The 23,465-nt window shown below is 65.2% G+C and carries 20 protein-coding genes and 2 riboswitches; of the genes, 3 read left to right on the top strand and 17 right to left on the bottom strand.

Features of this window, described 5'->3' with window-relative positions; genetic code table 11:
* Window positions 1-376: 376 nt before the first annotated feature.
* Window positions 377-505: a hypothetical protein gene (locus tag ACT6QG_RS01180; protein ID WP_444975771.1), complete on the top strand. Its 129-nt coding sequence runs from the start codon at window positions 377-379 to the stop codon at window positions 503-505.
* 9 nt (window positions 506-514) lie between these two features.
* Complete coding sequence (locus tag ACT6QG_RS01175; RefSeq protein ID WP_444975770.1) at window positions 515-751, top strand: DUF4440 domain-containing protein; 237 nt, start codon at window positions 515-517, stop codon at window positions 749-751.
* A gap of 18 nt (window positions 752-769) precedes the next feature.
* Here ACT6QG_RS01175 and ACT6QG_RS01170 read toward each other — a convergent pair whose 3' ends face one another.
* The 15 genes from ACT6QG_RS01170 to ACT6QG_RS01100 form a co-directional block, all read right to left on the bottom strand.
* Window positions 770-2,650, bottom strand: a complete 1,881-nt coding sequence (locus ACT6QG_RS01170; protein ID WP_444975769.1) for an ABC-F family ATP-binding cassette domain-containing protein — start codon at window positions 2,648-2,650, stop codon at window positions 770-772.
* 261 nt (window positions 2,651-2,911) lie between these two features.
* On the bottom strand, window positions 2,912-4,471 hold the full coding sequence (gcvPB, locus tag ACT6QG_RS01165; RefSeq protein WP_444975768.1) for an aminomethyl-transferring glycine dehydrogenase subunit GcvPB: 1,560 nt from the start codon (window positions 4,469-4,471) through the stop codon (window positions 2,912-2,914).
* Window positions 4,468-5,811: an aminomethyl-transferring glycine dehydrogenase subunit GcvPA gene (gene gcvPA, locus ACT6QG_RS01160; protein WP_444975767.1), complete on the bottom strand. Its 1,344-nt coding sequence runs from the start codon at window positions 5,809-5,811 to the stop codon at window positions 4,468-4,470. Before gcvPA ends, gcvPB begins: the two co-directional genes overlap by 4 nt.
* 18 nt (window positions 5,812-5,829) lie before the next feature.
* A complete protein-coding gene (locus ACT6QG_RS01155) occupies window positions 5,830-6,321 on the bottom strand; it encodes an OsmC family protein (protein WP_444975766.1) in 492 nt (163 codons plus the stop codon).
* A 4-nt stretch (window positions 6,322-6,325) separates the two neighbouring features.
* The gene (gcvH, locus tag ACT6QG_RS01150; RefSeq protein ID WP_444975765.1) at window positions 6,326-6,703 is read right to left on the bottom strand and encodes a glycine cleavage system protein GcvH; all 378 of its coding nucleotides are present in this window, start codon (window positions 6,701-6,703) and stop codon (window positions 6,326-6,328) included.
* Between the two features lie 18 nt (window positions 6,704-6,721).
* Window positions 6,722-7,873: a glycine cleavage system aminomethyltransferase GcvT gene (gene gcvT, locus ACT6QG_RS01145; protein WP_444975764.1), complete on the bottom strand. Its 1,152-nt coding sequence runs from the start codon at window positions 7,871-7,873 to the stop codon at window positions 6,722-6,724.
* A gap of 64 nt (window positions 7,874-7,937) precedes the next feature.
* A riboswitch (glycine riboswitch) is annotated at window positions 7,938-8,042 on the bottom strand.
* A 3-nt stretch (window positions 8,043-8,045) separates the two neighbouring features.
* A riboswitch (glycine riboswitch) is annotated at window positions 8,046-8,163 on the bottom strand.
* A 242-nt stretch (window positions 8,164-8,405) separates the two neighbouring features.
* A complete protein-coding gene (locus tag ACT6QG_RS01140; protein WP_444975763.1) occupies window positions 8,406-9,296 on the bottom strand; it encodes a hypothetical protein in 891 nt (296 codons plus the stop codon).
* A gap of 220 nt (window positions 9,297-9,516) precedes the next feature.
* Window positions 9,517-10,950, bottom strand: a complete 1,434-nt coding sequence (locus tag ACT6QG_RS01135) for a M16 family metallopeptidase (protein WP_444975762.1) — start codon at window positions 10,948-10,950, stop codon at window positions 9,517-9,519.
* Entirely contained in the window at window positions 10,947-12,338 is a 1,392-nt protein-coding gene (locus tag ACT6QG_RS01130; protein WP_444975761.1) for a M16 family metallopeptidase, read from the bottom strand. The genes ACT6QG_RS01135 and ACT6QG_RS01130 overlap by 4 nt, the downstream gene beginning before the upstream one ends.
* Before the next feature lie 194 nt (window positions 12,339-12,532).
* On the bottom strand, window positions 12,533-13,285 hold the full coding sequence (locus tag ACT6QG_RS01125) for a hypothetical protein (RefSeq protein ID WP_444975760.1): 753 nt from the start codon (window positions 13,283-13,285) through the stop codon (window positions 12,533-12,535).
* 13 nt (window positions 13,286-13,298) lie between these two features.
* Window positions 13,299-13,835 carry a signal peptidase II gene (lspA, locus tag ACT6QG_RS01120; protein ID WP_444975759.1) on the bottom strand — a complete coding sequence of 179 codons (537 nt, stop codon included), beginning with the start codon at window positions 13,833-13,835 and terminating at the stop codon, window positions 13,299-13,301.
* On the bottom strand, window positions 13,832-16,849 hold the full coding sequence (gene ileS, locus ACT6QG_RS01115; RefSeq protein ID WP_444975758.1) for an isoleucine--tRNA ligase: 3,018 nt from the start codon (window positions 16,847-16,849) through the stop codon (window positions 13,832-13,834). The genes lspA and ileS overlap by 4 nt, the downstream gene beginning before the upstream one ends.
* A gap of 348 nt (window positions 16,850-17,197) precedes the next feature.
* Entirely contained in the window at window positions 17,198-18,559 is a 1,362-nt protein-coding gene (locus tag ACT6QG_RS01110) for an ammonium transporter (protein WP_444975757.1), read from the bottom strand.
* A gap of 28 nt (window positions 18,560-18,587) precedes the next feature.
* On the bottom strand, window positions 18,588-18,926 hold the full coding sequence (locus tag ACT6QG_RS01105) for a P-II family nitrogen regulator (RefSeq protein WP_444975756.1): 339 nt from the start codon (window positions 18,924-18,926) through the stop codon (window positions 18,588-18,590).
* Between the two features lie 494 nt (window positions 18,927-19,420).
* Window positions 19,421-20,311 (bottom strand): acyl-CoA thioesterase, encoded by an 891-nt coding sequence (locus ACT6QG_RS01100; protein WP_444975755.1) that lies wholly within the window; start codon window positions 20,309-20,311, stop codon window positions 19,421-19,423.
* A 204-nt stretch (window positions 20,312-20,515) separates the two neighbouring features.
* Here ACT6QG_RS01100 and ACT6QG_RS01095 point away from each other — a divergent pair, with 204 nt between their 5' ends.
* Complete coding sequence (locus tag ACT6QG_RS01095) at window positions 20,516-21,778, top strand: ubiquinone biosynthesis hydroxylase (protein WP_444975754.1); 1,263 nt, start codon at window positions 20,516-20,518, stop codon at window positions 21,776-21,778.
* A 105-nt stretch (window positions 21,779-21,883) separates the two neighbouring features.
* Here ACT6QG_RS01095 and ACT6QG_RS01090 read toward each other — a convergent pair whose 3' ends face one another.
* Together ACT6QG_RS01090 and ACT6QG_RS01085 are read right to left on the bottom strand one after the other, a co-directional pair.
* Complete coding sequence (locus ACT6QG_RS01090; RefSeq protein ID WP_444975753.1) at window positions 21,884-22,096, bottom strand: Trm112 family protein; 213 nt, start codon at window positions 22,094-22,096, stop codon at window positions 21,884-21,886.
* A 225-nt stretch (window positions 22,097-22,321) separates the two neighbouring features.
* Entirely contained in the window at window positions 22,322-23,353 is a 1,032-nt protein-coding gene (locus ACT6QG_RS01085) for an aspartate-semialdehyde dehydrogenase (protein ID WP_444975752.1), read from the bottom strand.
* Between the last annotated feature and the right edge of the window lie 112 nt (window positions 23,354-23,465).

Here is a 23,465-nt window from a genome sequence, read left to right as displayed (position 1 = left end):
CTCCTCAGCGCCAATGGTACTTCGTCTCAAGACGCGGGAGAGTAGGTCGCTGCCAGGCCTGCAAAGGACAAGAAAATGCCCATTCACAATAACTAAAACCCCCACTACTATACGTAGTGGGGGTTTTGTCGTTCATCCAAGACAAGCCGCAAACATGAAAAGAGCAGGGCACAGCTCCGCAGAAAGCCCGGAACCAGCGCTCATCCCACCTCTCAGGCCGAAGGCCACCTTATCCCGTGCGCGCATCAACCAGGCTCATCTGTGAACCAGAACGGCAGCGCTTGAAATGAACCGTGCCGGAATGGGTTCCGGAGCAGGCTGGTGCCAGAGCAGGCTGGTGCCAGAGCTTGCCGCTCCATAGCAGCAGGCCTCCCAAATGAACCCCGACTTTTTCTACGCCCTCGAACAAAAGCTCCAGCACCCCGAGACCCGCTATTCAGCAGATGCTCTGGATGAGGTGCTGGCAGAGGCGTTTCTGGAGTTCGCCAGCTCAGGCAATGTCTAAGACAAGACAATGGTCTTGCACGCTCTTGCTCAAGGCCCGGTCGGGGATGGCCCTCCGGTAACCGAAATGCATGATTACGCGATGCGCCCCCTCGCTCCCGAAGTCGTTCTCGTGACCTATCGCAGCGTGCATAAAAGCGATGACGGGAAGGTGGACAAGAATGTCCGGCGCAGTTCCATCTGGTCATGCCTGAACGGGCGCTGGCAGATGCTGTTCCATCAGGGCACCATCATTCCACCGGGCTGAAGGTCAGGCGCGGGAGTATCAGCCCCCCGCCGCCTCCAGTTCAGCGCTTGCCGCCAGCCAGTCCTCTTCCGCCTTGTCCATCGCCGCTGCCGTTTCATGGCGCAATGTGGCAAGGCGGGCGGCTTCCAGCGGATCCCTGGCGTGCAGGTCGGTGGAGGAGAGTTTCGCATCCAGCCCGGCCAGTTCCCGGCCGAGCTTTTCCATGCGGCTCTCGGCCTCCTTCACCCTCTTCTTGATCGGGCCCGTGGCGATGCGACGGGGAGCCTCGGTCTTTTCTTCCCGACGGGCGTCGGCCTTGTCCTTGCGGCCATCGGCGGTCATCCGGTCGCCATCCGAGCGGGAAAGCACCTCGCGACGATACTGCTCCATATCGCCATCATACGGCTTCACCGTGCCGCCACCCACGCGCCAGAGCTGCTCGGCGCAGGCTTCCAGCAATGTGCGGTCATGGGAGATGAGGATGACAGCGCCGGGAAAATCATTCAGCGCTTCCATCAGCGCCGCCCGGGCCTCGATATCGAGATGGTTGGTCGGCTCATCGAGAATGACCAGATGCGGGCCGTGGAAGGTGGCAAGGCCCAGAAGCAGCCGTGCCTTCTCGCCACCCGAAAGGGCGGAGACCTTGGTATCGGAGGCCCGGCCGGAAAAGCCCATCTCCGCCGCCCGCCCCCGCACTTTCGCCTCTGGCGCATCCGGCATCAGGCGGCGCACATGCTCGGCCGCGCTCTCATTGGGGTGCAGTTCATCAATCTGGTGCTGGGCAAGATAGGCCACCTGCAACTTGTCCGCCCGCACAAGCTTGCCCTCCTGCGGCTCCAGCCGCCCGGCAATCAGCTTCGCGAAGGTGGACTTGCCATTGCCATTCGGCCCCAGCAGCGCGATGCGGTCATCCTCATCAATGCGCAGGGTCAGGTTCCTGAGAATGGGTTTGCCCGGCTCATAGCCGACCGATACCTGATCCAGCACCATGATCGGCGGAGAGAGCAGCTTTTCCGGGTGGCGGATGGAGATGGCGGCGGCCTCCTCGCTCACCTGCGCGGAAAGCGGCTCCATCCGTGCCAGCGCCTTGAGGCGTGATTGCGCCTGCTTGGCCTTGGTGGCCTTGGCGCGGAAGCGGGCGACAAAGCTTTCCATATGGGCGCGCTGGGCTTCCTGCTTCTTGCGCGCCTTCTGGTCCTGCAGCAGCCGCTCGCGCCGCTGCCGGTCGAAGGAGGTGAAGCCGCCCTTGTAAAGCGTCAGCTTCTGCTGGGAGAGGTGGAGGATATGGTCCACCGAAGAGTCGAGCAGGTCGCGGTCATGGCTGATGAGGATGACCGTGCGCGGATAGTGCGCCAGATAGTCCTGCAGCCAGAGGGTGCCTTCAAGGTCGAGATAGTTGGTCGGTTCGTCCAGCAGCAGCAGGTCCGGCTCGGTGAAGAGCAGGGCGGCGAGGGCCACGCGCATGCGCCAGCCGCCGGAGAATTCCGCACAGGGGCGCTGCTGGGCGCTTTCGTCAAAACCGAGACCTGCCAGAATGGTGGCGGCGCGGGCCGGGGCGGAATGGGCATCGATGTCGAGCAGGCGCATCTCGATGTCACCGATGCGCATCGGGTCCTGCGTCGTCTCGCGCTCATGCAGCAAGGCGGCGCGTTCGGTATCGGCGGCCAGCACCCGTTCCAGAAGGCTGTCCGGCCCGGCAGGCGCTTCCTGCGCCACGCGGCCGATGCGCGTGCGGCTGGGCAGGCGTACCGTGCCGGATTCCAGCTCCAGCTCGCCCACAAGAGCCTTGAACAGCGTGGTCTTGCCCGCTCCATTGCGGCCGACAACACCGACACGCGCATTATCAGGAATGGCCACGCTGGCGTGGTCAATAAGCAGGCGGCCTGCAAGACGCAGGGAAATATCATCAAGCACGATCATGACCGCGCCCTTTTCGCAGCACTGAAGGGGCGGGGCAAGGGGAATGCGCGAAAGTCCTCACGGAGGCGATGGAAGTGCGGCTCCTGCTGCTCCTTTTCCCACGCAAAGGCATATCACCCGCCGTGGCGGGAACGCCGGCTCACGGGATTGGGCTTTCAATACAAGGCGGCGCGCGGATCTATCCGGCTGTCAGAAAAGTGGGGCGGGGGAAAAGCGGGCTGGCGCACATGTTTCATGGTTTGCGCCAGCCCTGTTTCACTCTTACTCGGCTGCCTGCGGCCGCTCCCAGCGCAGCACCGGCTTGCGGGCGGCGCGGGTTTCGTCCAGGCGGCGGCGCGGGGCGTAATGGGGGGCGCCGAGGAAGCGCTCCTTGTCATTGCCCCTGGCCGCCATGGCCAGATCCCGCAGAGCGGCGATGAACAGGTCGAGCGAAGCCTTGGACTCGCTTTCTGTCGGTTCGATCAGCATGGCCCCGTGCACCACCAGCGGGAAATAGACCGTCATGGGGTGGAAGCCCTCGTCGATCAGCGCCTTGGCGATATCCAGCGTGGAAATGCCGGTGCCGTGCAGCCAGCTGTCATCGAACAGGGCCTCATGCATGGCGGGCCGCTCGGGGAAGGGCACGCTCATCAGATCATGCAGGCTGGCGCGGATATAGTTCGCGGAGAGCACGGCATCTTCCGAAGCCTGCCGCATGCCATCCGCCCCGTGGGAGAGCATCCAGCTCAGCGCGCGCACGAACATGCCCATCTGGCCATGGAATGCGCTCATGCGGCCCAGAGACTGCTCGGCCCCGGCATTGCCCTTGTCCTCGGCGAGGCGCAGGCCGTTCTCGGTGGCGATGAGCGCGGGCACCGGGGCGAAGGGGGCAAGCGCCTGCGAAAGCACCACCGGGCCCGCGCCCGGCCCGCCGCCGCCATGGGGGGTGGAGAAGGTCTTGTGCAGATTGATGTGCATGGCATCAACCCCAAGATCAGCCACCCGCACCTTGCCCAGAATGGCGTTGAAATTGGCGCCATCGCAGTAGAAATAGGCCCCGGCCGCATGCACCGCCTCTGCAATTTCCACCACATCACGCTCGAACAGCCCGCAGGTGTTCGGATTGGTGAGCATGAGCGCGGCGACATCATCTGAAAGCGCGTCGCGCACCGCCTGCACATCCACCGTGCCATCGGCGCGGGCGGGAATGGCACGCACCTGATAGCCGATGAGCGCGGCAGTGGCCGGATTGGTGCCGTGGGCGCTCTCGGGCACCAGAACGGTGCGGCGGCTGGCGGAGCCGCGGGCTTCATGCGCGGCCTTGATCGCCATCATGCCGCACAGCTCGCCATGCGCGCCGGCCTTGGGCGAAAGCGCAACGGCCTGCATGCCGGTGAGCTCCAGCAGAATGCGGGTAAGCTCTCCCATCAGCCCCAGAGCGCCCTGCACGGTGGAGGCCGGCTGAAGCGGATGCACATCGGCAAAGCCGGGCAGGCGGGCCATCTTCTCGTTCAGCCGCGGATTGTGCTTCATGGTGCACGAGCCGAGCGGGAAAATGCCGCTGTCGATGCCATAGTTCATGCGCGAGAGGCGCACATAATGGCGCATCGCCTCCGGCTCGCTCAGACCCGGCAGATGCGGGGCGCTGGTGCGGGCATGCCGGCCCAGGCGCGATGTGTGTGCCGGCGGCTCGGGAAGATCGACGCCCGAGACATCCGGCCGGCCGATCTCGAACAGCAGCCCTTCCTCCAGCGCCAGCGCGCGGTTGCCGGTGAAGGTTTCGGGCAGGGTGGTCTCGGTGATGGGGTTGGGCTGGGTTGCCCCACGTCCTTCGCGGTTCATGCCAGCACCTCCTTCAGGGCAGCCGCATAGGCCGCGCGGTCTTCATCCGTGGTGGTTTCGGTGGCGGCCACCAGAAGCAGATTGTCCAGTCCGGCCTTGGGGGCAAGGCGGGAATAGGGGACGCCGGCGAGAATGCCGCGCGCCGCCAGCTCTTCCACCACATCCGCGGCGGGCCGGGGCAGGCGCAGGGTAAACTCGTTGAAGAAGGTGTCGTTCAGCACCTCCACCCCCGGCACGCCGGCAAGACGGGCGGCCAGATCGCAGGCGGTGGCATGGTTCAGCGCGGCCAGATTCTCCAGCCCCTTCTGCCCCAGCAGGGAAAGATGGATGGTGAAGGCCAGCGCGCACAGGCCGGAATTGGTGCAGATATTCGAGGTCGCCTTTTCGCGGCGGATATGCTGCTCACGCGTGGACAGGGTGAGCACGAAGCCGCGCCGGCCTTCCGCATCCACCGTTTCGCCGGCAAGACGGCCGGGCATCTGGCGCACATATTTGGAGCGGGTGGCGAACAGGCCCACATATGGCCCGCCGAAATTGAGCGGATTGCCAATGCCCTGTCCCTCGCCGACGACGATGTCGGCACCCTGCGCGCCGGGCGGCTCGATGGCGCCAAGGCTCACCACCTCGGTGAACACGGCGATGAGCAGCGCGCCAGCCTTGTGGGCGGCTTCGGCGATGGGCCTGAGGTCCACCAGATTGCCGAACACGTCGGGGCTCTGCACCACCACACAGGATGTGGTTTCATCGATGGCGGCGATGATGTCGCTCTCGCCCGCGGGGGCGGGGGCAAGGCTCACCACCTCGTTCTCCGCATAGTGGCACACGGTCTCCACCGTGGCGCGATAATGCGGATGCAGATTGCCGGCGAGAAGCGCCTTGCCGCGTCTGGTGATGCGATGCGCCATCAGCACGGCCTCGGCGGTGCCGGTGGAGCCGTCATACATGGAGGCATTGGCCACCTCCATGCCGGTGAGTTCCGCCACCTGGGTCTGGAACTCGAACAGATATTGCAGCGTGCCCTGCGCAATCTCCGGCTGGTAAGGCGTGTAGGAGGTGAGGAACTCGGAACGCTGGATCAGATGATCCACGCTCGCCGGCACATGGTGGCGATAGGCCCCCGCGCCGAGGAAGAAAGGCACACTGCCGGCCGACACATTGCGCGCGGCGAGAGCGGAGAGGATGCGTTCCACCTCGATCTCGGATCGGGCGCGGGGCAGGTCTGGCAGTTCGGCCTGCCGCTGGGCGGCGGGAATATCCGCGAAGAGCTCATCCACCGAGGCAATGCCGATGCGGGCCAGCATCTCGGTGCGGTCTTCCGCGGTCAGGGGAAGGTAGCGCATGGTTGTTTCCGTTTGCCGTCAGGCCACATGCATGCAGGCGGAGACGGTGATCTCCGCCCGCAGCGAGTGGGCCACATAACAGGCATCATGAGCCTGATGGTGCAGGCGGGCGAGGTCTTCCTCCGAGGGGATCTTTTCCCCGGAAAAGACCATCACCGGCCTGAGCGTGATGCGGGACATGAAAAGCCGGCCCTGCCCATTCGGGCTCAGCACGCCTGTTGCGGCATCCTCATAGCTGTCCACCCGGAAGCCCGCGCGACGGGCAAAATCCAGTGCGAAAAGCATGTGGCAGCTGGAGGCGGCAGCCACCAGCGCTTCCTCCGGGTCCACCGCATCCGGGCGGGAGAGGGGCTGGGGCATGCAGGCGGGTGCGGCGGAGGCGGGCACTTCCACCCCCTCGTCAAACACCCACACATGGCCGCGCGGATAGAGCCCGTCCGTAAACGGAACCGCCCCGCGCCACCAGCGCACCGTGGCGTGAAAGTCCTTCGGTTTGTGAAGGGCCGGCATGGGTTCAGTCCAGAGAGGCGATATGGGCCTTGTAGGCCGCCTCGTCCATCAGCTCATCCAGCTCCGAGGGGTTGGTGAGCCTGAGCCTGAAGAACCAGCCTTCGCCTTCCGGGCTCTCATTGGCCAGGGCCGGGTTGCCTTCCAGCTCGGCATTCGATTCCACCACCTCGCCGGAAACCGGGGCGAACACATCGCTGGCCGCCTTCACGCTTTCCACCACGGCGGCATCGCCACCCTTCTCGAGCTTCCTGCCGGCGGCAGGCAGCTCGACAAACACCACATCGCCAAGCTGCTGCTGGGCATAATCGGTGATGCCGACAGTGGCGACCTCACCCTCCACACGCACATATTCATGGTCGCTCGTGTAACGCACGGTGCTCATGTTCACGCTCCGGGGATTTCAGTTTGTCTTGGAGGGGGTGCGCTTGTAGCGCGTGGGGACGAAGGGAAGGGGGGTAACGGTGGCGGCCAGCGGCTTGCCCCGCACGATCAGTTCCAGAGCGGTGCCCGGCGCGGAAAAGGCGGGTGGCACATACCCCATGGCGATGGGCGCCCCGAGGGTTGGCGCAAAGCCGCCGGAGGTGACGATGCCGACCACCTTGCCCTCATGGGCGATTTCGGCGCCCTCGCGGGCCGGGGCGCGGCCTTCCGGCTTCAGCCCCACGCGCACGCGGGCCGGGCCCTGGGCCTGAAGGGTGCGGATGATGTCCGCCCCCGGAAAGCCGCCTTCCTCGCGCCGGCGCTTCTGGATGGACCACATCAGGCCGGCTTCCACCGGCGTGGTGGTGCGGTCGATATCATGGCCATAGAGGCACAGGCCGGCTTCCAGCCGCAGGCTGTCCCGCGCGCCAAGGCCGATGGGCCTGACCTCCGGCTCGGCCAGAAGCTTCTCCCACAGCGTGACGGCGGATGCCTCTGGCATGGAGATTTCAAAGCCGTCCTCTCCGGTATAGCCGGAGCGGGACACATGCACCGGCACACCGGCCATGGTGGTGGAGAGCGTGCCCATGAAGGGCAGTTCCGCCGCCGCCGGGCAGAAGCGGGCCAGAACCTGCGCCGCCTCCGGCCCCTGAAGGGCGATGAGGCCGCGATCTTCCAGCACGTTCAGCTTCACATTTTCAGGCAGATGGGCAGCCAGATGGGCGAAATCATCCCCCTTGCAGGCGGCATTGACCACCAGAAACAGCCGACCCTCCTCTCCCTCCGGGCGGGAGATCATCAGGTCATCCAGAATGGTGCCCTCGGGGGAGAGGAACTGGGAATAGCGCTGCGTGCCGGGCTTCAGGTTGAGAATATCCGCCGGCACCAGCTTTTCCAGCGCCCGGGCGGTGGTCTCGTGGTCCGGCCCCTCCAGAAAGGCCTGCCCCATATGCGAGACATCGAACAGCCCGGCATGGGTGCGGGTCCAGTTATGCTCGGCCAGAATCCCGTCGGGATACTGCACCGGCATGTCATAGCCGGCGAAAGGCACAATGCGGGCCTTTCGCGCCACATGTGCCTCATAAAGAGGCGTGCGCAGGGTTTGACCGGCGGGAGGAAGAGAGGCGCTCATTATGGCTCCACAGACAGGATGCGCCAGAACAGGAAGCTCCAGGACAGAGCTCCGGCGGCGCCCCCTCTGTCCTTGGAACCTGAGAGATTCACCGCGCCATGCGAACAGGCGCGGTTTACTCCTTCGGTGAGCCGGCGGGTGCATGCACCCGGCCTGCTGCTTTCCAGAGCGTCGTCCCCCTGCGGTCCTTTGGCCTGAGCGGTTCCGGGGCGGTTGCGCCTTCGGCGCCGGCCGCGCTGCCCACCAGCATGCTGATGCACCGCCCGGCCGGACTCTCCCGCAGGGATCATCCGATAAACATGGCCCCGCTTCAGCACAGGCTGAAACGATTCCACATTTTCATGCCCATAGAATAGGCCACGCTATAATTGCGTCAATCCTATTGAAGTATATGTCGTAAACAGACCAGAGGCCGGGCAATATTCCGGGCACGGGATGTCGCGGCGCGGGAAAAATGTCATCCCGCACAGGGCCATTCATGCAAAAGCCGCATGAGGCTTTGGCTTCATGCGGCTTCTGGCTGGGAGGGTGCTCAGTTCGTGCTGGCTGCGGGCGGCGGCTCGAACGCGCTGCTGGATGGCGGCGCGGTGAACCCTCCGCTGGATGTGCCGGATGAGGGCGGCGGGCCGAACACATCGCTGGAAGGTGCAATGGTGGTGGCCGGCGCGGTCATGGGCGGGGGCGCGCTGGAGGTGGATGGCGTGCTCGTTTCCGCCGGACGGGGGCGGGCGACGGCCGGCCTCTGCTGGCGCTGGGCCGGGCGGGAGCGGGTCTGCGGCTTCTGGCCCTGCGGGTCATAGCCGACATAGATCACATAGCGATCCATCTCGCTGGGGCTGGCCTTGAGCGGGAAGGAGATCTGGTCTTCCACCACGGTGAAGGGGGCCTGGTTTTCCCCGGCCGGTACATCAACCGCCACATTGAACAGCTTGGTGGTCAGCGTGCGCGGGGAGGGGCCTTCCTCCACCACGGCCACGCGGATCGGTACATTGATGGTGCCCGGCGAGCCGGCCTCACCCAGCAGCACGCGCCCCTCAATGCCCACCTTGGCGGTCATCTGGTTGCCGACAATGGCGCATTCGCGGGCGAGCTGGCCGATATTGGCCTGATAGCGCAGGCCGCCCTGCCCATCCTTGGACTGGAAGGTGGCGGCACCGGTGCGCACCGTGACGCTGGGGCAGTCATAGGTGAGGGCGTCGGGGCCGGTGCCCACCGTCATGGCGGCGGCCGGCTGGGTATTCTGGACACCGCCGACAGCACCGGAAAGGCTGCCATCCGAAACGCCATCCAGCGCATCGCCGCCGGCACACCCGGCAAGAGCCAGTGTGCCGGTGAGCAGGGCGCCATAGATCAGCCCCCTGCGGCTGCGCGCGGCGGCGGGAGGGACAGCGGCCAGCGGGGCGGTGACAAGGCCGGGCCGCATCGTGCCACTCCCGTTTTCGCCCACTCCATTTTCGCCATGTGTGGCTTCATGCGCACGAGCCATTTCGCTCAACTCCATGGGTTTGTCCCGTTTGGGGCCAATTTATAGCAAAGAGCGCACAAACACCGAACTCCCCGGAGCCGGAATCCCGGCTCTCGGGAGAACTCGTGTGGAATATGGTGAATCGCACCCGCCGGAATGGGGCGGATGCGAGACAGCCCTATTGTTTCTGCGCCTCAAGCCCCTCCGGCTTGCCGACGATGACCACCAGTGCATCCTTCGCGCCGGAAAGGCGCGCGGCGGCCCGCTTGATGTCCTCGCCCGTCACCGCATCGACCAGCGCGTTGCGGCGGTCGATATAGTCGATGCCGAGGTCATCGAGCTGGATCTGCAGGAGCTGTCCGGCCACCTTGGAGGAGGTATCGAACCGCAGCGCATAGCTGCCGGTGAGATAGCTCCGGGCTTCCTTCAGCTCTTCTTCTGTTGGTCCTTCCGCAAGAATGCGACGGAAATTGTCGGAGATGAGGCGGGTGGCCTCTCCCGCGCTTTCATTCTTGGTGGCGGTGCTGGCAAACCACAGGCCGGCATGGTCCATCGGTGCAAGATGGGAATAGACCGAATAGGCCAGCCCGCGTTCCTCGCGTACCTCCTTGAACAGACGTGAGGAAAAGGCGCTGCCGCCGAGGATGTGGTCGATCACGAAGGCGGGGATGAAGTCCGGATCATTGCGGGAGAGGCCTTCCGTGCCGATGATGACGACGGACTGCGGCACATCCAGCGCCACCACGTCCTGCCTGCCCAGATTCTGCGGCTTCACATCCGCCACCGGGGCAAGCTGCGCCTTCTCCGGCAGCTTGCCGAACACCTCGTCCAGCCGCTTGCCCAGTTCCTCGGCCGTGATGTCCCCTACAACGGCCACATGCAGATTGTCGCGCGCCATGGTGCGGCGGGCGAAGTCCACAATATCGTCCCGCGTCAGGGCGGGCACGCTTTCAAGCGTGCCGCTGCCGGGCTGGCCATAGGGATGGTTGGGGAAGGCCAGCTCGAACCAGCGCCGGCTGGCGATGGAGTTCGGATCGGTCGAGGCCCGGCGCAGGCCGGCCATGATGGCGGCGCGGATACGCTCCACCGCCTCGGCATCGAAGCGCGGATCATTGACGGCGAGCCGCAGCAGATCGAACGCCTTGTCCTTGTTCTCGGTCAGGGTCCGCAGCGAGCCGCGGGTCTCATCGCGGCTGGCGTCGAAGCTGATGTCCACGGCGCTGTCGGCCAGCGCCTGCTGGAAGGCGGCCGCATTCATCTCGCCCGCCCCTTCATCCAGAAGCGAGGCGGTGAGATTGGCAAGGCCGGCCTTGCCTGGACCATCCTGCGATGCGCCGCCACGGAAGGCGAATTCCATGGCGATGAGGGGCAGGGTGGTGTCATGCACCAGCCAGGCCTTGATGCCGCCGGGGCTCACCACCTCGGTGATGCGGCTGGTATTGGCCGCGCTGGCGGCGGGGGCTGGCTGGGTCTTGTCATCGGCCCGGGCGGGGGTCATGGGAGAAAGGGCCATCGTCACCATCATGCAGAAGAGTGCGCCGGTGCGCAGCAATGTGCGGCGGGAGCGTTCGGAAGCGGGAAGGGCAGGGGCGAGGAAGCGCATGGCGCTCATGGGCGACCCTCCGTCTTTTCAGCCGGCGCGCCAGCAGGAGCGGGCGCCTCGGCCGCCTTCAGATGGCCGGTCACGGCCCGGCTGTGCACCAGATAGCGTTTGGCGGCATCCTGCACCTGCTGGGCGGTGACGGTCTTCACCCGCTCCGGCCAGCCGCGCACCTTTTCGGCATCAATGCCGGTGGCCCATGCCGCGCCATAGATGCGCGCCAGTGTCGCCTGATTGTCCTGCGCGTAGATCATGTCGGCGGTGAGCTGGGTCTTGGCGCGCTTCAGCTCGTCTTCGGAAACGCCCTTTTCCGCCAGTTCGGCGATGACGCCATCCATGGCCGCCTCCAGCTCCTCCAGCGGGACATCGCCCCGGGGGGAGGCATAGACGACAAAGCGGGTGTCATCATGCGCGACACCCTGATACCAGGCGCCGGCCCCCGCGGCGATGCCCTTCTCGGCCGCCAGCGTGGTGTAGAGGCGGCTGGTCTGCCCGCCGCCGAGAATCTGGGCCAGAACGTCGAGCGCAACCGCCTCGTCATTCTGCGCGGTGCGCTCGGAGGGCACCAGATAGGAACGCTGGATGCTGGGCTGGGCCACGCGCGGGTCCGCCAGCGCCACACGGCGATGGGCCTGCGGCGGCGGCTCCTGCGGGCGGGCGCGGGGCGGGGTATCGGCCGGCTTCACCTGGCCATAGGTCTTCTCGGCCAGCGCCTTCACATCCTCCGGCTTCACATCGCCGGTCACCACCAGCAGCGCATTGTTGGGGGCATAGAAGCGCTTGTAGAAGTCCAGCGCATCATCCTTGTTGAGCTGCCTGATCTCGTGCTCCCAGCCGATGATGGGATGCTGGTAGGGGTGGTTCACATAGGTGGTGGCCTGCATGATCTCGCCGAGCCGCGCGCCCGGCTCGCTGTCGGTGCGCATGCGGCGCTCTTCCAGCACCACGTCACGCTCGGGCAGAACCACCTCGTCGGAAAGCTTCAGGCCGGTCATCCGGTCGGCCTCGAAACCCATCACCTTTTCCAGATGCTCCTTGGCGACGCGCTGGAAATAGGCGGTGTAGTCCTGCGAGGTGAAGGCATTTTCCTGCCCGCCGAGGCGCGCCACCTCTGCGGAGAACTCACCCTGCTTGTGCTTCTCGGTGCCCTTGAACATGAGATGCTCAAGGAAATGGGCGATGCCGGACTTGCCGGGCTGCTCATCGGCGGAGCCCACCTTGTACCACACCATGTGGGTGACGACGGGGGTGCGATGGTCTGGAATGACCATGACCTGCATGCCGTTATCCAGCTTGAACTCGGTGATGTCCGGCCCGGCGGCGGAAGCGTTGCGCGGGGCAAGGGCGGCGCTGGCGGCTGTGCCGGCGGCGAGAATGGCGACCATGACGAAACGGCTCATCTGCACGTGAGAGATCTTCCCTTTTCATGCACCCGAAGGTGCACATGCGTCCGCTGGGGACAGGGGGGTGAGAAAGTGTCGCGGGGAGCCAGTGCTGGCATGCCCTGGCTGGAACGTGCCCGGGCCCTGCCTGAATGGTGCAGGACGCCCGGTGCGGGCGCGACGAAAAACAGCCGGCGTGCCGGCTGTCTGGATCAGTCGTTCGGAGTCTTCTTGCGGAACAGCGAGCCCAGACCCGTTTCCGACTGCTTCTCCTCCACCACGCCATAGGGGGCATTGGGGGCGGGGGTGAGATAGCCCGGCGGCGGCTGGGTCAGGGTGTGGCGCTCCGGCTCGCCGGTGAAGGCGATGGGCTCCTGCTTGTTGGGGGTCAGCCAGCTTCCGAAACCAAGCTGGCTGGGCAGCATGCGGCGGGGATTGTCCGGATCCTCGCCGGGGGCCTGTCCGCCGCCCTTGAACAGATTGCCGAGCAGCCCGCTCTGGGTGCGGCCCTTGTTGAGTTCCGAGGGCAGGAGATGGCGACCTGGATCATCCCGCTTGATCGGCTTGTTGGCTTCCGCCGCCTCCCGGGCGCGGCGGGCCACATCCGGGTCCTTCGGCCAGGCCGGGTTCTGCTTGTGCGCGCTTTCCTGCGGGGTGGGCAGGTTTTCCAGCGTGCCGGGCGGCACCACCAGCGGGGCGCGCTCGCGGTAATCGATCTCCGGCTTGGGCTCGTCGTCGGAAAGGCCGAAGAGATCCATCATGCTGCGCATGGGATTGGTGTTGAACTCGTCGGCACTGGCGGGCTGGGCTGCTGCAAGCAGAAGGCACAGGGCGCCAGCGGAACCGGCCAGAATGCGCGATGTGGCCTTGCGGGGCTGGGCCACGGGCGATTCTGCGGTATCCATCTTTCGCCCGGACCGCAGCATCAGCGCGGCTTCGCGCGAAAACGGGGACTTGGCGCGCATGGGGTCTCCCTTTCTACGGCTTACGCTCGATTTCAGGTTTGGACTCCATTCGGGTGTCCGAGGGCGGCGATTTTGAGGCATGACCCCGAAAAGCGTCAATAAGAAGCAGTATCACACCGACGACGACGGCAATATCGGCGACATTGAACACATACCAGTGAAAACCATAGGCGTGGAGCGAGATGAAATCGAACACCGCGCCATAGATCGCCCGGTCGATGGCATTGCCCAGCGCCCCGCCGATCAGCAGGCCAAGGGCTATCGCCTCCATCCTCCTGTGGGCGCGGGTGAGCCAGATGGCAAACACCAGCGCCGCCACAAGGCTGATGACAACCAGCACCCAGCGCCCCGCATCCGCCTGCTGGAACAGGCCATAGCTGATGCCATAGTTCCACAGCACGACAAGGTCGAAGAAGGGGGTGACCGGATAGACATCCAGTCTCCACTCCTGCATGGCGGTCAGCACCCACACCTTGCTGGCCTGATCGAGAATCAGGGTCAGCACGGCGAGGATGATGCCGTAACGGGTGAGCTGGGCGCGGCTGGTCACGGCGCGGAAGCCTCCAGCGCACGGAACTCGCGCAGCGCCGCCGCATCCCGCGCCGTTACATCCGGGAATTCCGGGTCGGCACCCACATCCGGCGAGATCTTCCACGAACGGGCGCATTTGCGACCCTGCGCCCGGACCGGAACCACCGCCACGCCCGGCACCTCATTCAGGCGGAAAGCCTCCGCCGGGCCTTCTGTGGTGAGGAGGCGGGCATTGCTGGTGATGCAGATTTCCGCCAGATCCAGCCCCTCGAACGCATGGGCCAGGGCCGGGTCGGTCACATACACATCCGGCGCGGCCTCCAGCGAGGAGCCCATGCGCTTGGCGGTGCGCTCGATCTCGATCGCGCCCAGCACCACGCGCCGCACCTGCCGCACCTTGCGCCACTGCTCGGCCAGCTCGGCATCACGCCAGCTTTCCGGCGTTTCCGGGAAGGTGAGCAGATGCACGGAGCCCTCCTCGTTTCCGGTGCGGGCCAGCCATGCCTCTTCCGTGGTGAAGGGCATGATGGGCGCCAGCCATGTGACAAGGCGGTTGAACACCTCGTCCAGCACGGTCAGGCAGGCCCGCCGCACGGTGGAGGACAGCGGATCGCAATAGAGCGCATCCTTGCGCACATCGAAATAGAAGGCGGACAGGTCGGAGGTCATGAATGCGGTGAGCAGCGCATGCACCTTCTTGTAATCGAAGGCGCGATAGGCCGCGCGAATCTCGCCGTCCAGCTCCGCGAGCCGGTGCAGGATGAAGCGCTCCAGCGCCGGCATGTCCGCGAACGCCACCCGCTCTTCCGGACGGTAATGATGCAGCGAGCCCAGCAGCCAGCGAATGGTGTTGCGCAGCTTGCGATAGGTATCCGCCGTGGTCTTGAGGATTTCCGGGCCGATGCGCAGATCGTCCGAATAGTCCGATGCGCAGACCCACAGGCGCAGGATGTCCGCGCCGGACTGCTTGATGACCTCCTGCGGCGCGACGACATTGCCGAGCGACTTGGACATCTTGCGCCCGTTGCCATCCAGCACGAAGCCGTGGGTGAGCACCACATCATAGGGCGGACGGCCGCGCGTGCCGCAGCTTTCCAGCAGGGAGGAGTGGAACCAGCCGCGATGCTGGTCCGAACCTTCCAGATACATCACCTTGTCCGGCCCGTTCGGCGGACGGTTGGTGTGCAGCTCGGGGCGCGGCTCCAGCGTGAAGGCATGGGTGGAGCCGGAATCGAACCACACATCGAGCACGTCATCCACCTTGGCCCAGCCCTCGGATGCGCGATCGCCGAGGAAGCGCTCGCGCGCCCCGGCCTTGTACCAGGCGTCGGCGCCCTCAGCCTCGAAGGCCTCGGCGATGCGGGCATTCACGGCCTCATCCTGAAGGATCTCGACCGAACCGTCGCCCACTTCCTTCACGAACACGGTGATCGGCACGCCCCAGGCGCGCTGGCGCGAGACGACCCAGTCCGGCCGGTTGGCGATCATGCCGGTGATGCGGTTCTCACCAGCCGCCGGCACCCATTCCACGGTCTTGATGCCTGCGAGCGCGCGGGCGCGCAGGGTATCTCCGGTGTTGGAGCCGATACCGCCAGCCGCGGCGCCCGCAGCACTGGCGGAAGCGCCGGCGATCACCTTGTCCATCGCAATGAACCATTGCGGCGTATTGCGGAAGATGACCGGCTTCTTGGAACGCCAGGAGTGCGGATACTGGTGCTTCACCCGCCCGCGCGAGAGCAGGTTGCCGGCGGCGATCAGCGCATCGATCACCGCGCCATTGGCATCACCCTTCTCGCCCTTGGCGGTGATGACGCGCCGGCCCTCGAAGCCGGGGGCCTGTGTGGTGTAGAAGCTGTCCTCATCCACCGTATAGGGAATGGCCGGATTGATGCCGCGCTCTTCCAGCCAGTTGCGGTGGTGGGTCCAGATCTCGAAGTCCTCCCGGCCATGGCCGGGGGCGGTGTGGACGAAGCCCGTGCCGGCATCGTCGGTGACATGGTCGCCATCCAGCAGCGGCACCTTGAAGCCATAGCCTATACCGGCCAGCGGATGGGCGCAGACGAGAGCGGAAAGCTCCCCGGCCGTCACATCCCGCACGCGGCTGTAAGAGGTGGCGCGGGCCTGCCCCAGCACATCGGCCGCCAGATTGTCGGCGAGGATCAGGCGGTCACCGGTGCGGGTCCAGTTGTCCCCGGGGGCGTCCGTCACCTCATAGAGGCCATAGGCGATCTTCGAGGAGAAGGAGATGGCGCGGTTGCCCGGAAGGGTCCAGGGCGTGGTGGTCCAGATCACGACAGTGGCGGATTTCAGGTCATCCGCCCCGTCCAGAACCGGGAACTTCACCCACACGGTGTCCGATGTGAAATCCTGATATTCCACCTCGGCCTCGGCCAGCGCGGTCTTTTCCACCACAGACCACATCACCGGCTTGGAGCCGCGATAGAGCAGGCCGTTCTCGACGAACTTCATCAGCTCACGCGCGATCTGCGCTTCGGCGGCAAAGGCCATGGTGGTGTAGGGGCGCTCCCAGTCACCCTCCACGCCGAGGCGCTTGAACTCCTCGCGCTGCACGTCCAGCCAGTGCTCGGCATAGGCGCGGCATTCCTGGCGGAAGGCGACCATGGCCTCGGGGTCGGTGAAGTCGGGCTTTTCCTTGCCCTTCTTGCGGTAGTTCTCTTCCTCGATCTTCCATTCGATCGGCAGGCCGTGGCAGTCCCAGCCGGGCACATAGTTGGAATCGTGGCCCAGCATCTGCTGCGAGCGGGTCACCACATCCTTGAGAATCTTGTTGAGCGCATGGCCGATATGAATGCCGCCATTGGCATAGGGCGGGCCGTCATGCAGCACGAAACGGGGGCGGCCGCGGCTAGCCTCGCGCAGGCGGGCGAACAGGTCGAGCCGCTGCCAGCGCTCCAGCAGTTCCGGCTCCTTCTTCGGCAGGCCGCCGCGCATGGGGAACTCGGTCTGGGGCAGCAGCAGGGTCTTGGAATAGTCCGCGGTTTCGGCGGTGGTCTCGGCGGTCTTGTTGGTCATGGCACGCAACTCAAGGAAAGGGGCGGTCGGCGAGGCGACGCAATCAGGCGGGCGAAACAACCCCGGCAGCCCCCGCGCGCTCAGAAACGCTGCGGGAGCGCCGGGCTGGTAATTCGAAGGCTCGTGCCGGGCGCCGGGCGCAATCCAGCCGGAAGGAAAGTGGGCATGCTCGTTCCAGTTTCTGAATGGCGGCTTCTAGCAGGCGGCGCGGGTGGGGGGAAGCCTCCATGTGGTGTGGCGGGCCTCCCAACACGGCGAGAGCAGGGTGGCGGAAGACGAAAAACCCCGGCCAGTGGCCGGGGTTCGCATCGTGCGGAGGTGAAGGCGAGAGGGCCGCCTTCCCTTGTGTCAGCTGTGATAGGCGCGCTCGCCATGCTCGTTGACGTCGAGCCCTTCGCGTTCCACATCCGGGCTGACCCGCAGGCCCACCAGCATGTTGATGATGTAGAAGATGATGGCGGAGATGACGCCGGACCACACCACGGTGATGACGGTGGCCACGAACTGCACCCACACCTGATGGCCCATGGAATAGTCATCCACGCCCACGCCGCCGAGGACCGGGGCCACCACGATGCCGGTGCCGATGGCCCCGACAATGCCACCCACGCCATGCACACCGAACACATCGAGTGCATCGTCATAGCCCAGGGCATTCTTCACCGCGGTGCAGAAGAAGTAGCAGACCACACCGGCCACGACACCGAGGACGATGGCGCCCATGGGGCCGGCCGAGCCGCAGGCCGGTGTGATGGCCACGAGGCCGGCAATGGCGCCGGAGGCCGCACCCAGCATGGAGGCCTTGCCGCGGGAGAGCCATTCCACCACGAGCCAGCCGATGACGGCGCCGGCCGTCGCCAGGAAGGTGTTGAGCATCACGAGCGAAGCGAAGGTGTTGGCCTCAAGACCCGAGCCGACATTGAAGCCGAACCAGCCCACCCACAGCAGGGATGCGCCAACCATGGTGAGCGCGAGGGAGTGGGGCGGAAGCTGCTCCTTGCCATAGCCCAGACGCTTGCCGATGATGATGGCACCAACCAGGGCCGCGATGCCCGAATTGATGTGCACCACGGTGCCGCCGGCATAATCCAGCGCCCCCATGTCGAACAGGTAGCCGCCGTCAAACCACACCATGTGCGCCACCGGCAGATACACGAAGGTGCCCCAGAGGATGGCGAACAGGATGACCGCCGAGAACTTCATGCGCTCGGCAAAGGCGCCGATGGCCAGGGCGGGGGTGATCGCCGCAAAGGTCATCTGGAAGGTGATGAAGGTGAATTCCGGGATCTTGACGCCTTCGGAGAAGGTGTCGGCCAGGCTGTCCACGCTCACGCCGGAGAGGAAGGCCTTGGAGAACCCGCCGATGAAGGCGTTGCCTTCCGTGAAGGCGAGGGAATAGCCGTAGAACACCCAGATCAGCATCATGATGGATGCCACGGTGAGCACCTGCATGAGCACGGAGAGCATGTTCTTGGCGCGCACGAGGCCGCCATAGAACAGTGCAAGGCCGGGCACTGTCATCAGCAGGACGAGGACGGTGGAGGTCATCATCCATGCCACATCGCCCTTGTTGACAGAGGCGATGGTGGCCTCGGCGGCGGGGGAGACCGCCGCCGGAGCCATGTCTGGCTGGGCCAGAGCCGGCAGCGTCATGGCTGCCGTAGCGATGAGCGCGGGAAGGCCCGCGCGGGTCCACATCTTGAGGTTCATCGGGAAAGGCTCCGGTAAATCAGGGGGCTCAAAGGGCGTCGGCGTCGGTCTCGCCGGTGCGGATGCGCACCGCCTGATCGATGGCGAGAACGAAAATCTTGCCATCGCCGATCTGGCCGGTCTTTGCGGAGGTGGTGATGGTTTCCACCACCTTGGGGGCGATGTCGGCAGAGACCGCCACCTCGATTTTCAGCTTTGGCAGGAAGCTGACGGCATATTCCGCCCCGCGATAGATCTCGGTATGGCCCTTCTGGCGCCCATAGCCTTTCACCTCTGTGACGGTGAGGCCGTGAACCCCGATGGTGGTGAGGGCATCGCGCACCTCTTCCAGCTTGAACGGCTTGATGATGGCCATGACGATCTTCATTGATCGGTTCCTGTCCCTTCTGCGGTGCCCCCCTTGGAGTGCAGCCGGTGCTTCGCCGAAAGCCTTGCCACACCAGACGGGAAATTCCGGGGTGTCGGACAAGTCTTGCAACAGGGATAATCAAGGAACGTGCCAAGTGGCATGGCGTCGAGGCATTTTGCTGGAATTGCAGTGCAAATCACCTGTCGGCAGGTGATGCCTATTTTCTCGTCATGTGGCGGTGCACCAAGAAATCGCCGTGCTCCTGCCGCTTTTTTCGCCGCCTTTTTCGTCTCCATGCCTATTCTGGCGGCAAATGTTGGTGCGGCGCAGCAGGAGGGGGCGGTGAAGGCTGTGCGCATGCCCGCCCGAAGGGCCGGGTCTGCGCTGAAGCGCTGACCTCTTCCGCAGCGGCATGTTCCGCTGGCCCGCACGGCCGCATCCCGCAAGACCGTATCCTGCGGGATGCGCCACGATCTTCCTCCCCAGGCGGGCCAGGGAGAGAGTGCAGATGCCTATTGTTGTGCCGGATCGCGCCGCACGATCGGGCGCATCAGCCCTTCCTGCACGGTGCTGGCCACCAGCACGCCCTCGCGGGTGAACACTTCCCCCCGGGCGAAGCCGCGCTGGGCGCCGGCATTGGGCGTATCCTGGCTGTAGAGCAGCCATTCATCGATGCGGAACGGGCGATGGAACCACAGGGCATGGTCGAGGCTGGCCACCTGAAGCGCGCCATCCAGCACCGAATGCCCGTGCGGCAACAGTGCGCCCTGAATCAGCGTGAGGTCCGAGGCATAGGCCAGAATGGCCTGATGGATCGGCAGGTCATCGGGCAGGGGGGCGGTGGTGCGCAGCCACATGGCGCTCTTCTGGCCGGACTTCGTGCCCATATAGGGCATGTCGCCCACCGGGCGCACTTCCAGCGGACGCAGCGCCATCCAGCCGCGGCCGGAGGCTGCGGGGAAGCGCGCCAGAAGCTTTTCACGCCATACCGTATCGGGCGGCAGATCTTCCGGCATGGGAACATCCGGCATGGTGGACTGGTGCTCCAGCCCCTCGCCCAGCACCTGGAAGGAGGCGGCCATGGAGAAGATGGCCTCGCCCCGCTGGATGGCCACAACCCGTCTGGTGGTGAAGGAGCCGCCGTCACGGATGCGCTCCACCTCATAGATGATGGGGATGGAGGGGTCGCCCGGCAGCAGGAAATAGCCGTGCAGGGAGTGGGCGATCCGCGCTTCCTTCACCGTGCGCCGGGCCGCGACAAGCGCCTGCGCAATGACCTGGCCGCCAAAGACACGGTTATTGGCCTGCCCCGCCGTGATGCCCCGGAACAGGTTGATCTCGAGCGGTTCCAGATCAAGGATGGACAAAAGCGTTTCAATGTTGGATTCCGCTGAGGATGACATGCCGGGCTGCTCTCGCTGTTTGCGCGATGGTGCTGGGTGAGATTCAGGCAGGGGTACCGTGGCGCGATGCCACGGTGCAAGTGTGTTCGGCAGCTTGTCATTTGAAGGGTGATTCCGGCAAGCTGGGTGAAACGTGGTTTCATCGGCGGCAAACGGCCGGTATGACATCCGCGTGGCACGCCGGATGTGCGAGGAGATGAGACGATGAACAGCCCCTTCGAGTCTGCAGCGCCGTTCACGGGTCGTGCGCCGGAGCGTCTGGACATCGCCATTGTCGGCGGCGGGCTTGCCGGTGCAAGCCTTGCGCTGGCGCTGCGCGGTGCGCTGGGGGACGAGGCGGCCATCACCATTTTCGATCCGGCGATCGAGCGCCCCGCTGCCGGGGATGAGCGCTGGTCTGCCATTGCCGCCGGTGCGCGCCGCCTGCTCACCACCATTGGCGTGTGGGATCAGGTGCAGGCCAGCGCCGAGCCGATGCGCTCCATGGTGGTGACCGACAGCCGTCTGAAGGATGTGGCCCGCCCCTCCTTCCTGACCTTCGATGGCGATGTGGAGCCGGGCGAGCCCTTCGCCTACATGATGTCCAACGGGGTGCTCCAGCGTGCTCTGGTGGATGCCGCCCGCGCCGCCGGCGTGGACATGCGCGCCGAGACGGTGGACAGCTTCACCGCCCATGAGCGCCATATGGAGCTGACCACGGGCAGCGGGCAGACCCTGCACACCCGGCTTCTGGTGGCCTGTGACGGCGCCCGCTCGCGCCTGCGCTCCCTTGCCGGCATCGAGACGGTGAAATGGGCCTATGACCAGAGCGCCATCACCTTCGCGGTGGAACATGAGCGCCCGCACGAGGGCTGCGCCATCGAGCATTTTCTGCCGGGCGGGCCTTTTGCCAGCCTGCCGATGCCGGGCAACCGCTCCTTCATCGTGTGGAGCGAGCGCACGCCGGATGCCGAGCGGCTTCTGGCCATGCCGTCCTTCCTGTTCCAGGAGGAGCTGGAGCAGCGCTTCGGCCACAAGCTGGGAGCGGTGAAGCCGGTGACGAAGCCGCGGGCCTATCCGCTCGGCTTCTCCATCGCCCGCAGCTTCATTGCCCCGCGTTTCGCGCTGGTGGGGGATGCGGCCCATCTCATCCATCCCATTGCCGGGCAGGGGCTGAACATGGGCCTGCGCGATGTCGCCGCACTGGCCGAGGTGGTGACCGATGCCGCCCGCGTGGGGCTGGACTTCGCCTCGCCCACCACGCTGGAGCGTTACCAGCGCTGGCGGCGTTTCGATACGGTGGCGATGGGGGTCGCGACAGACGGGCTCAACCGCCTGTTCTCCAACCACTCGGATGCGCTCCGGGCGGTGCGGGATATCGGCCTTGGCATTGTCGACCGCATGCCGCGCCTGAAAAACCTGTTCATCAAGGATGCCGCCGGCCTTTCCGGCAATGTGCCGCGGCTGCTGAAGGGCGAGGCGCTCTAAAGGCTTGCTCCGGTCTTTCCGGAAGACATGGAACTGAACAAGAAAGCGCTGGCCCCCGCAAGGGCCAGCGCTTTTGTCTGGGGTGCCGTGTCTGTCCGCGCGGGTTCAGCGCTTCAGTTCGGATTCATCCAGCGGGCGGGCCTCGTCAGCCAGCATGATCGGGATGCCGTCGCGGATGGGGTAGGCGAGGCGGGCGGCCGGGGAAATCAGCTCCTGCCGCTCGCGGTTATATTCCAGCGGCCCCTTGCTGACGGGACAGACCAGAATCTCCAGCAGCTTGGGGTCCACCTCATGATCCGAACGGGAATGGTGCGGCATGTGTTCACCTGTCTGAAGCGGTCATGCCCTGGCATGGCCGGATTTTGAAGCTGTTGCGGGCCGGGACATCATCGCCCGCTCAGGCCGCGTCCTATGACAAGCCTCCGGGAGGGGCAAGACATTATCCATTCCCGGCCGGCTGTCGCGCTGTCTTCCCCGGAGCCTGCGCGGCAGGCCTATATGAAAACGGCCCTCCGGGGAGGGCCGTTCTTGTCCTTGTCCGGCTCAGGCGGCCTTCTTCGGCGTGATGAGCCGGCGGTTCACCAGAACCTCCGCGATCTGCACCGTATTGAGGGCCGCGCCCTTGCGCAGATTGTCGGAGACGCACCAGAAGCTGATGCCATTGTCCACCGAGGGATCATCGCGCAGGCGCGAGATATAGGTGGCGTCCTCACCGGCAGCCTCATGCGGCGTGGCATAGCCACCCGGCTCGCGCGTATCCTGCACGATGATGCCGGGCGCCTCGCGCAGCACCTTGCGCGCATCCTCGGCCGAGAATTCCTTCTCGAACTCCACATTCACCACCTCGGAATGGGAGATGAAGACCGGCACACGCACGCAGGTGGCGGTGAGCTTGATCTTCGGGTCGAGAATCTTCTTGGTCTCGACCACCATCTTCCACTCTTCCTTGGTGTAGCCGTCGTCCATGAAGACGTCGATCTGCGGAATGAGGTTGAAGGCGATGCGCTTGGGGAACTTCTTCGGCTCGACAGGGTCGGAGACGAAGATGGCCCGGGTCTGGCTGAACAGCTCGTCCATGGCGTCCTTGCCGGCGCCGGAGACGGACTGATAGGTGGACACGACCACCCGCTTGATGGTTGCCGCATCATGCAAGGGCTTCAGCGCCACCACCAGCTGGGCGGTGGAGCAGTTGGGATTCGCGATGATGTTCTTCTTCGAGAAGCCCACGATCGCGTCGGCATTCACTTCCGGCACGATGAGCGGCACGTCCGGGTCGGTACGCCACTGGGAGGAGTTGTCGATGACAACGCATCCCGCGGCGCCGATCTTCGGGGCCCATTCCTTGGAAATGGAGCCGCCGGCCGACATCAGGCACAGGTCCGTGTCCGAGAAGTCATAAGTGTCGAGAGCTTTGACTTTCAGGGTTTTGTCGCCATAGGAAACTTCGGTGCCCTGCGAGCGCCGAGACGCGAGTGCAACCACCTCGTCAGCGGGAAAGCCCCGCTCTTCGAGGATCGTCAGAATCTCCCGGCCCACATTCCCTGTGGCACCGACAATGGCGACCTTGTAGCCCATAATGCTCCTCGAAAATCTACCGGCATCTGGCCGGTGGGGTCTTTTAGGACGAACCGCGCGCGCATGCAAATCCACGTGCCCGTGATTCAAGCCTTTTCAGGGTGTGAGGGGT

The sequence above is a fragment of the Haloleucobacter ellipsoideus genome (genome assembly GCF_052491725.1).
The sequence above is the reverse complement of the archived record's forward strand: the minus strand, read 5'-3'. Positions and strand labels throughout refer to the sequence as shown.

Bases quoted from the DNA above. Each gene is read 5' to 3' on its own strand.
- ACT6QG_RS01130 (WP_444975761.1), bottom strand. From the start codon at position 12,338: ATGAGCCGTTTCGTCATGGTCGCCATTCTCGCCGCCGGCACAGCCGCC.
- ACT6QG_RS01180 (WP_444975771.1), top strand. From the start codon at position 377: ATGAACCCCGACTTTTTCTACGCCCTCGAACAAAAGCTCCAGCACCCC.
- gcvPB (WP_444975768.1), bottom strand. From the start codon at position 4,471: ATGAACCGCGAAGGACGTGGGGCAACCCAGCCCAACCCCATCACCGAG.
- ileS (WP_444975758.1), bottom strand. From the start codon at position 16,849: ATGACCAACAAGACCGCCGAGACCACCGCCGAAACCGCGGACTATTCC.
- ACT6QG_RS01105 (WP_444975756.1), bottom strand. From the start codon at position 18,926: ATGAAGATCGTCATGGCCATCATCAAGCCGTTCAAGCTGGAAGAGGTG.
- ACT6QG_RS01170 (WP_444975769.1), bottom strand. From the start codon at position 2,650: ATGATCGTGCTTGATGATATTTCCCTGCGTCTTGCAGGCCGCCTGCTT.
- ACT6QG_RS01125 (WP_444975760.1), bottom strand. From the start codon at position 13,285: ATGCGCGCCAAGTCCCCGTTTTCGCGCGAAGCCGCGCTGATGCTGCGG.
- ACT6QG_RS01110 (WP_444975757.1), bottom strand. From the start codon at position 18,559: ATGAACCTCAAGATGTGGACCCGCGCGGGCCTTCCCGCGCTCATCGCT.
- ACT6QG_RS01095 (WP_444975754.1), top strand. From the start codon at position 20,516: ATGAACAGCCCCTTCGAGTCTGCAGCGCCGTTCACGGGTCGTGCGCCG.
- ACT6QG_RS01090 (WP_444975753.1), bottom strand. From the start codon at position 22,096: ATGCCGCACCATTCCCGTTCGGATCATGAGGTGGACCCCAAGCTGCTG.
- ACT6QG_RS01140 (WP_444975763.1), bottom strand. From the start codon at position 9,296: ATGCGGCCCGGCCTTGTCACCGCCCCGCTGGCCGCTGTCCCTCCCGCC.
- gcvH (WP_444975765.1), bottom strand. From the start codon at position 6,703: ATGAGCACCGTGCGTTACACGAGCGACCATGAATATGTGCGTGTGGAG.
- ACT6QG_RS01155 (WP_444975766.1), bottom strand. From the start codon at position 6,321: ATGCCGGCCCTTCACAAACCGAAGGACTTTCACGCCACGGTGCGCTGG.
- gcvT (WP_444975764.1), bottom strand. From the start codon at position 7,873: ATGAGCGCCTCTCTTCCTCCCGCCGGTCAAACCCTGCGCACGCCTCTT.
- gcvPA (WP_444975767.1), bottom strand. From the start codon at position 5,811: ATGCGCTACCTTCCCCTGACCGCGGAAGACCGCACCGAGATGCTGGCC.
- ACT6QG_RS01100 (WP_444975755.1), bottom strand. From the start codon at position 20,311: ATGTCATCCTCAGCGGAATCCAACATTGAAACGCTTTTGTCCATCCTT.
- ACT6QG_RS01175 (WP_444975770.1), top strand. From the start codon at position 515: ATGGTCTTGCACGCTCTTGCTCAAGGCCCGGTCGGGGATGGCCCTCCG.
- ACT6QG_RS01135 (WP_444975762.1), bottom strand. From the start codon at position 10,950: ATGAGCGCCATGCGCTTCCTCGCCCCTGCCCTTCCCGCTTCCGAACGC.
- ACT6QG_RS01085 (WP_444975752.1), bottom strand. From the start codon at position 23,353: ATGGGCTACAAGGTCGCCATTGTCGGTGCCACAGGGAATGTGGGCCGG.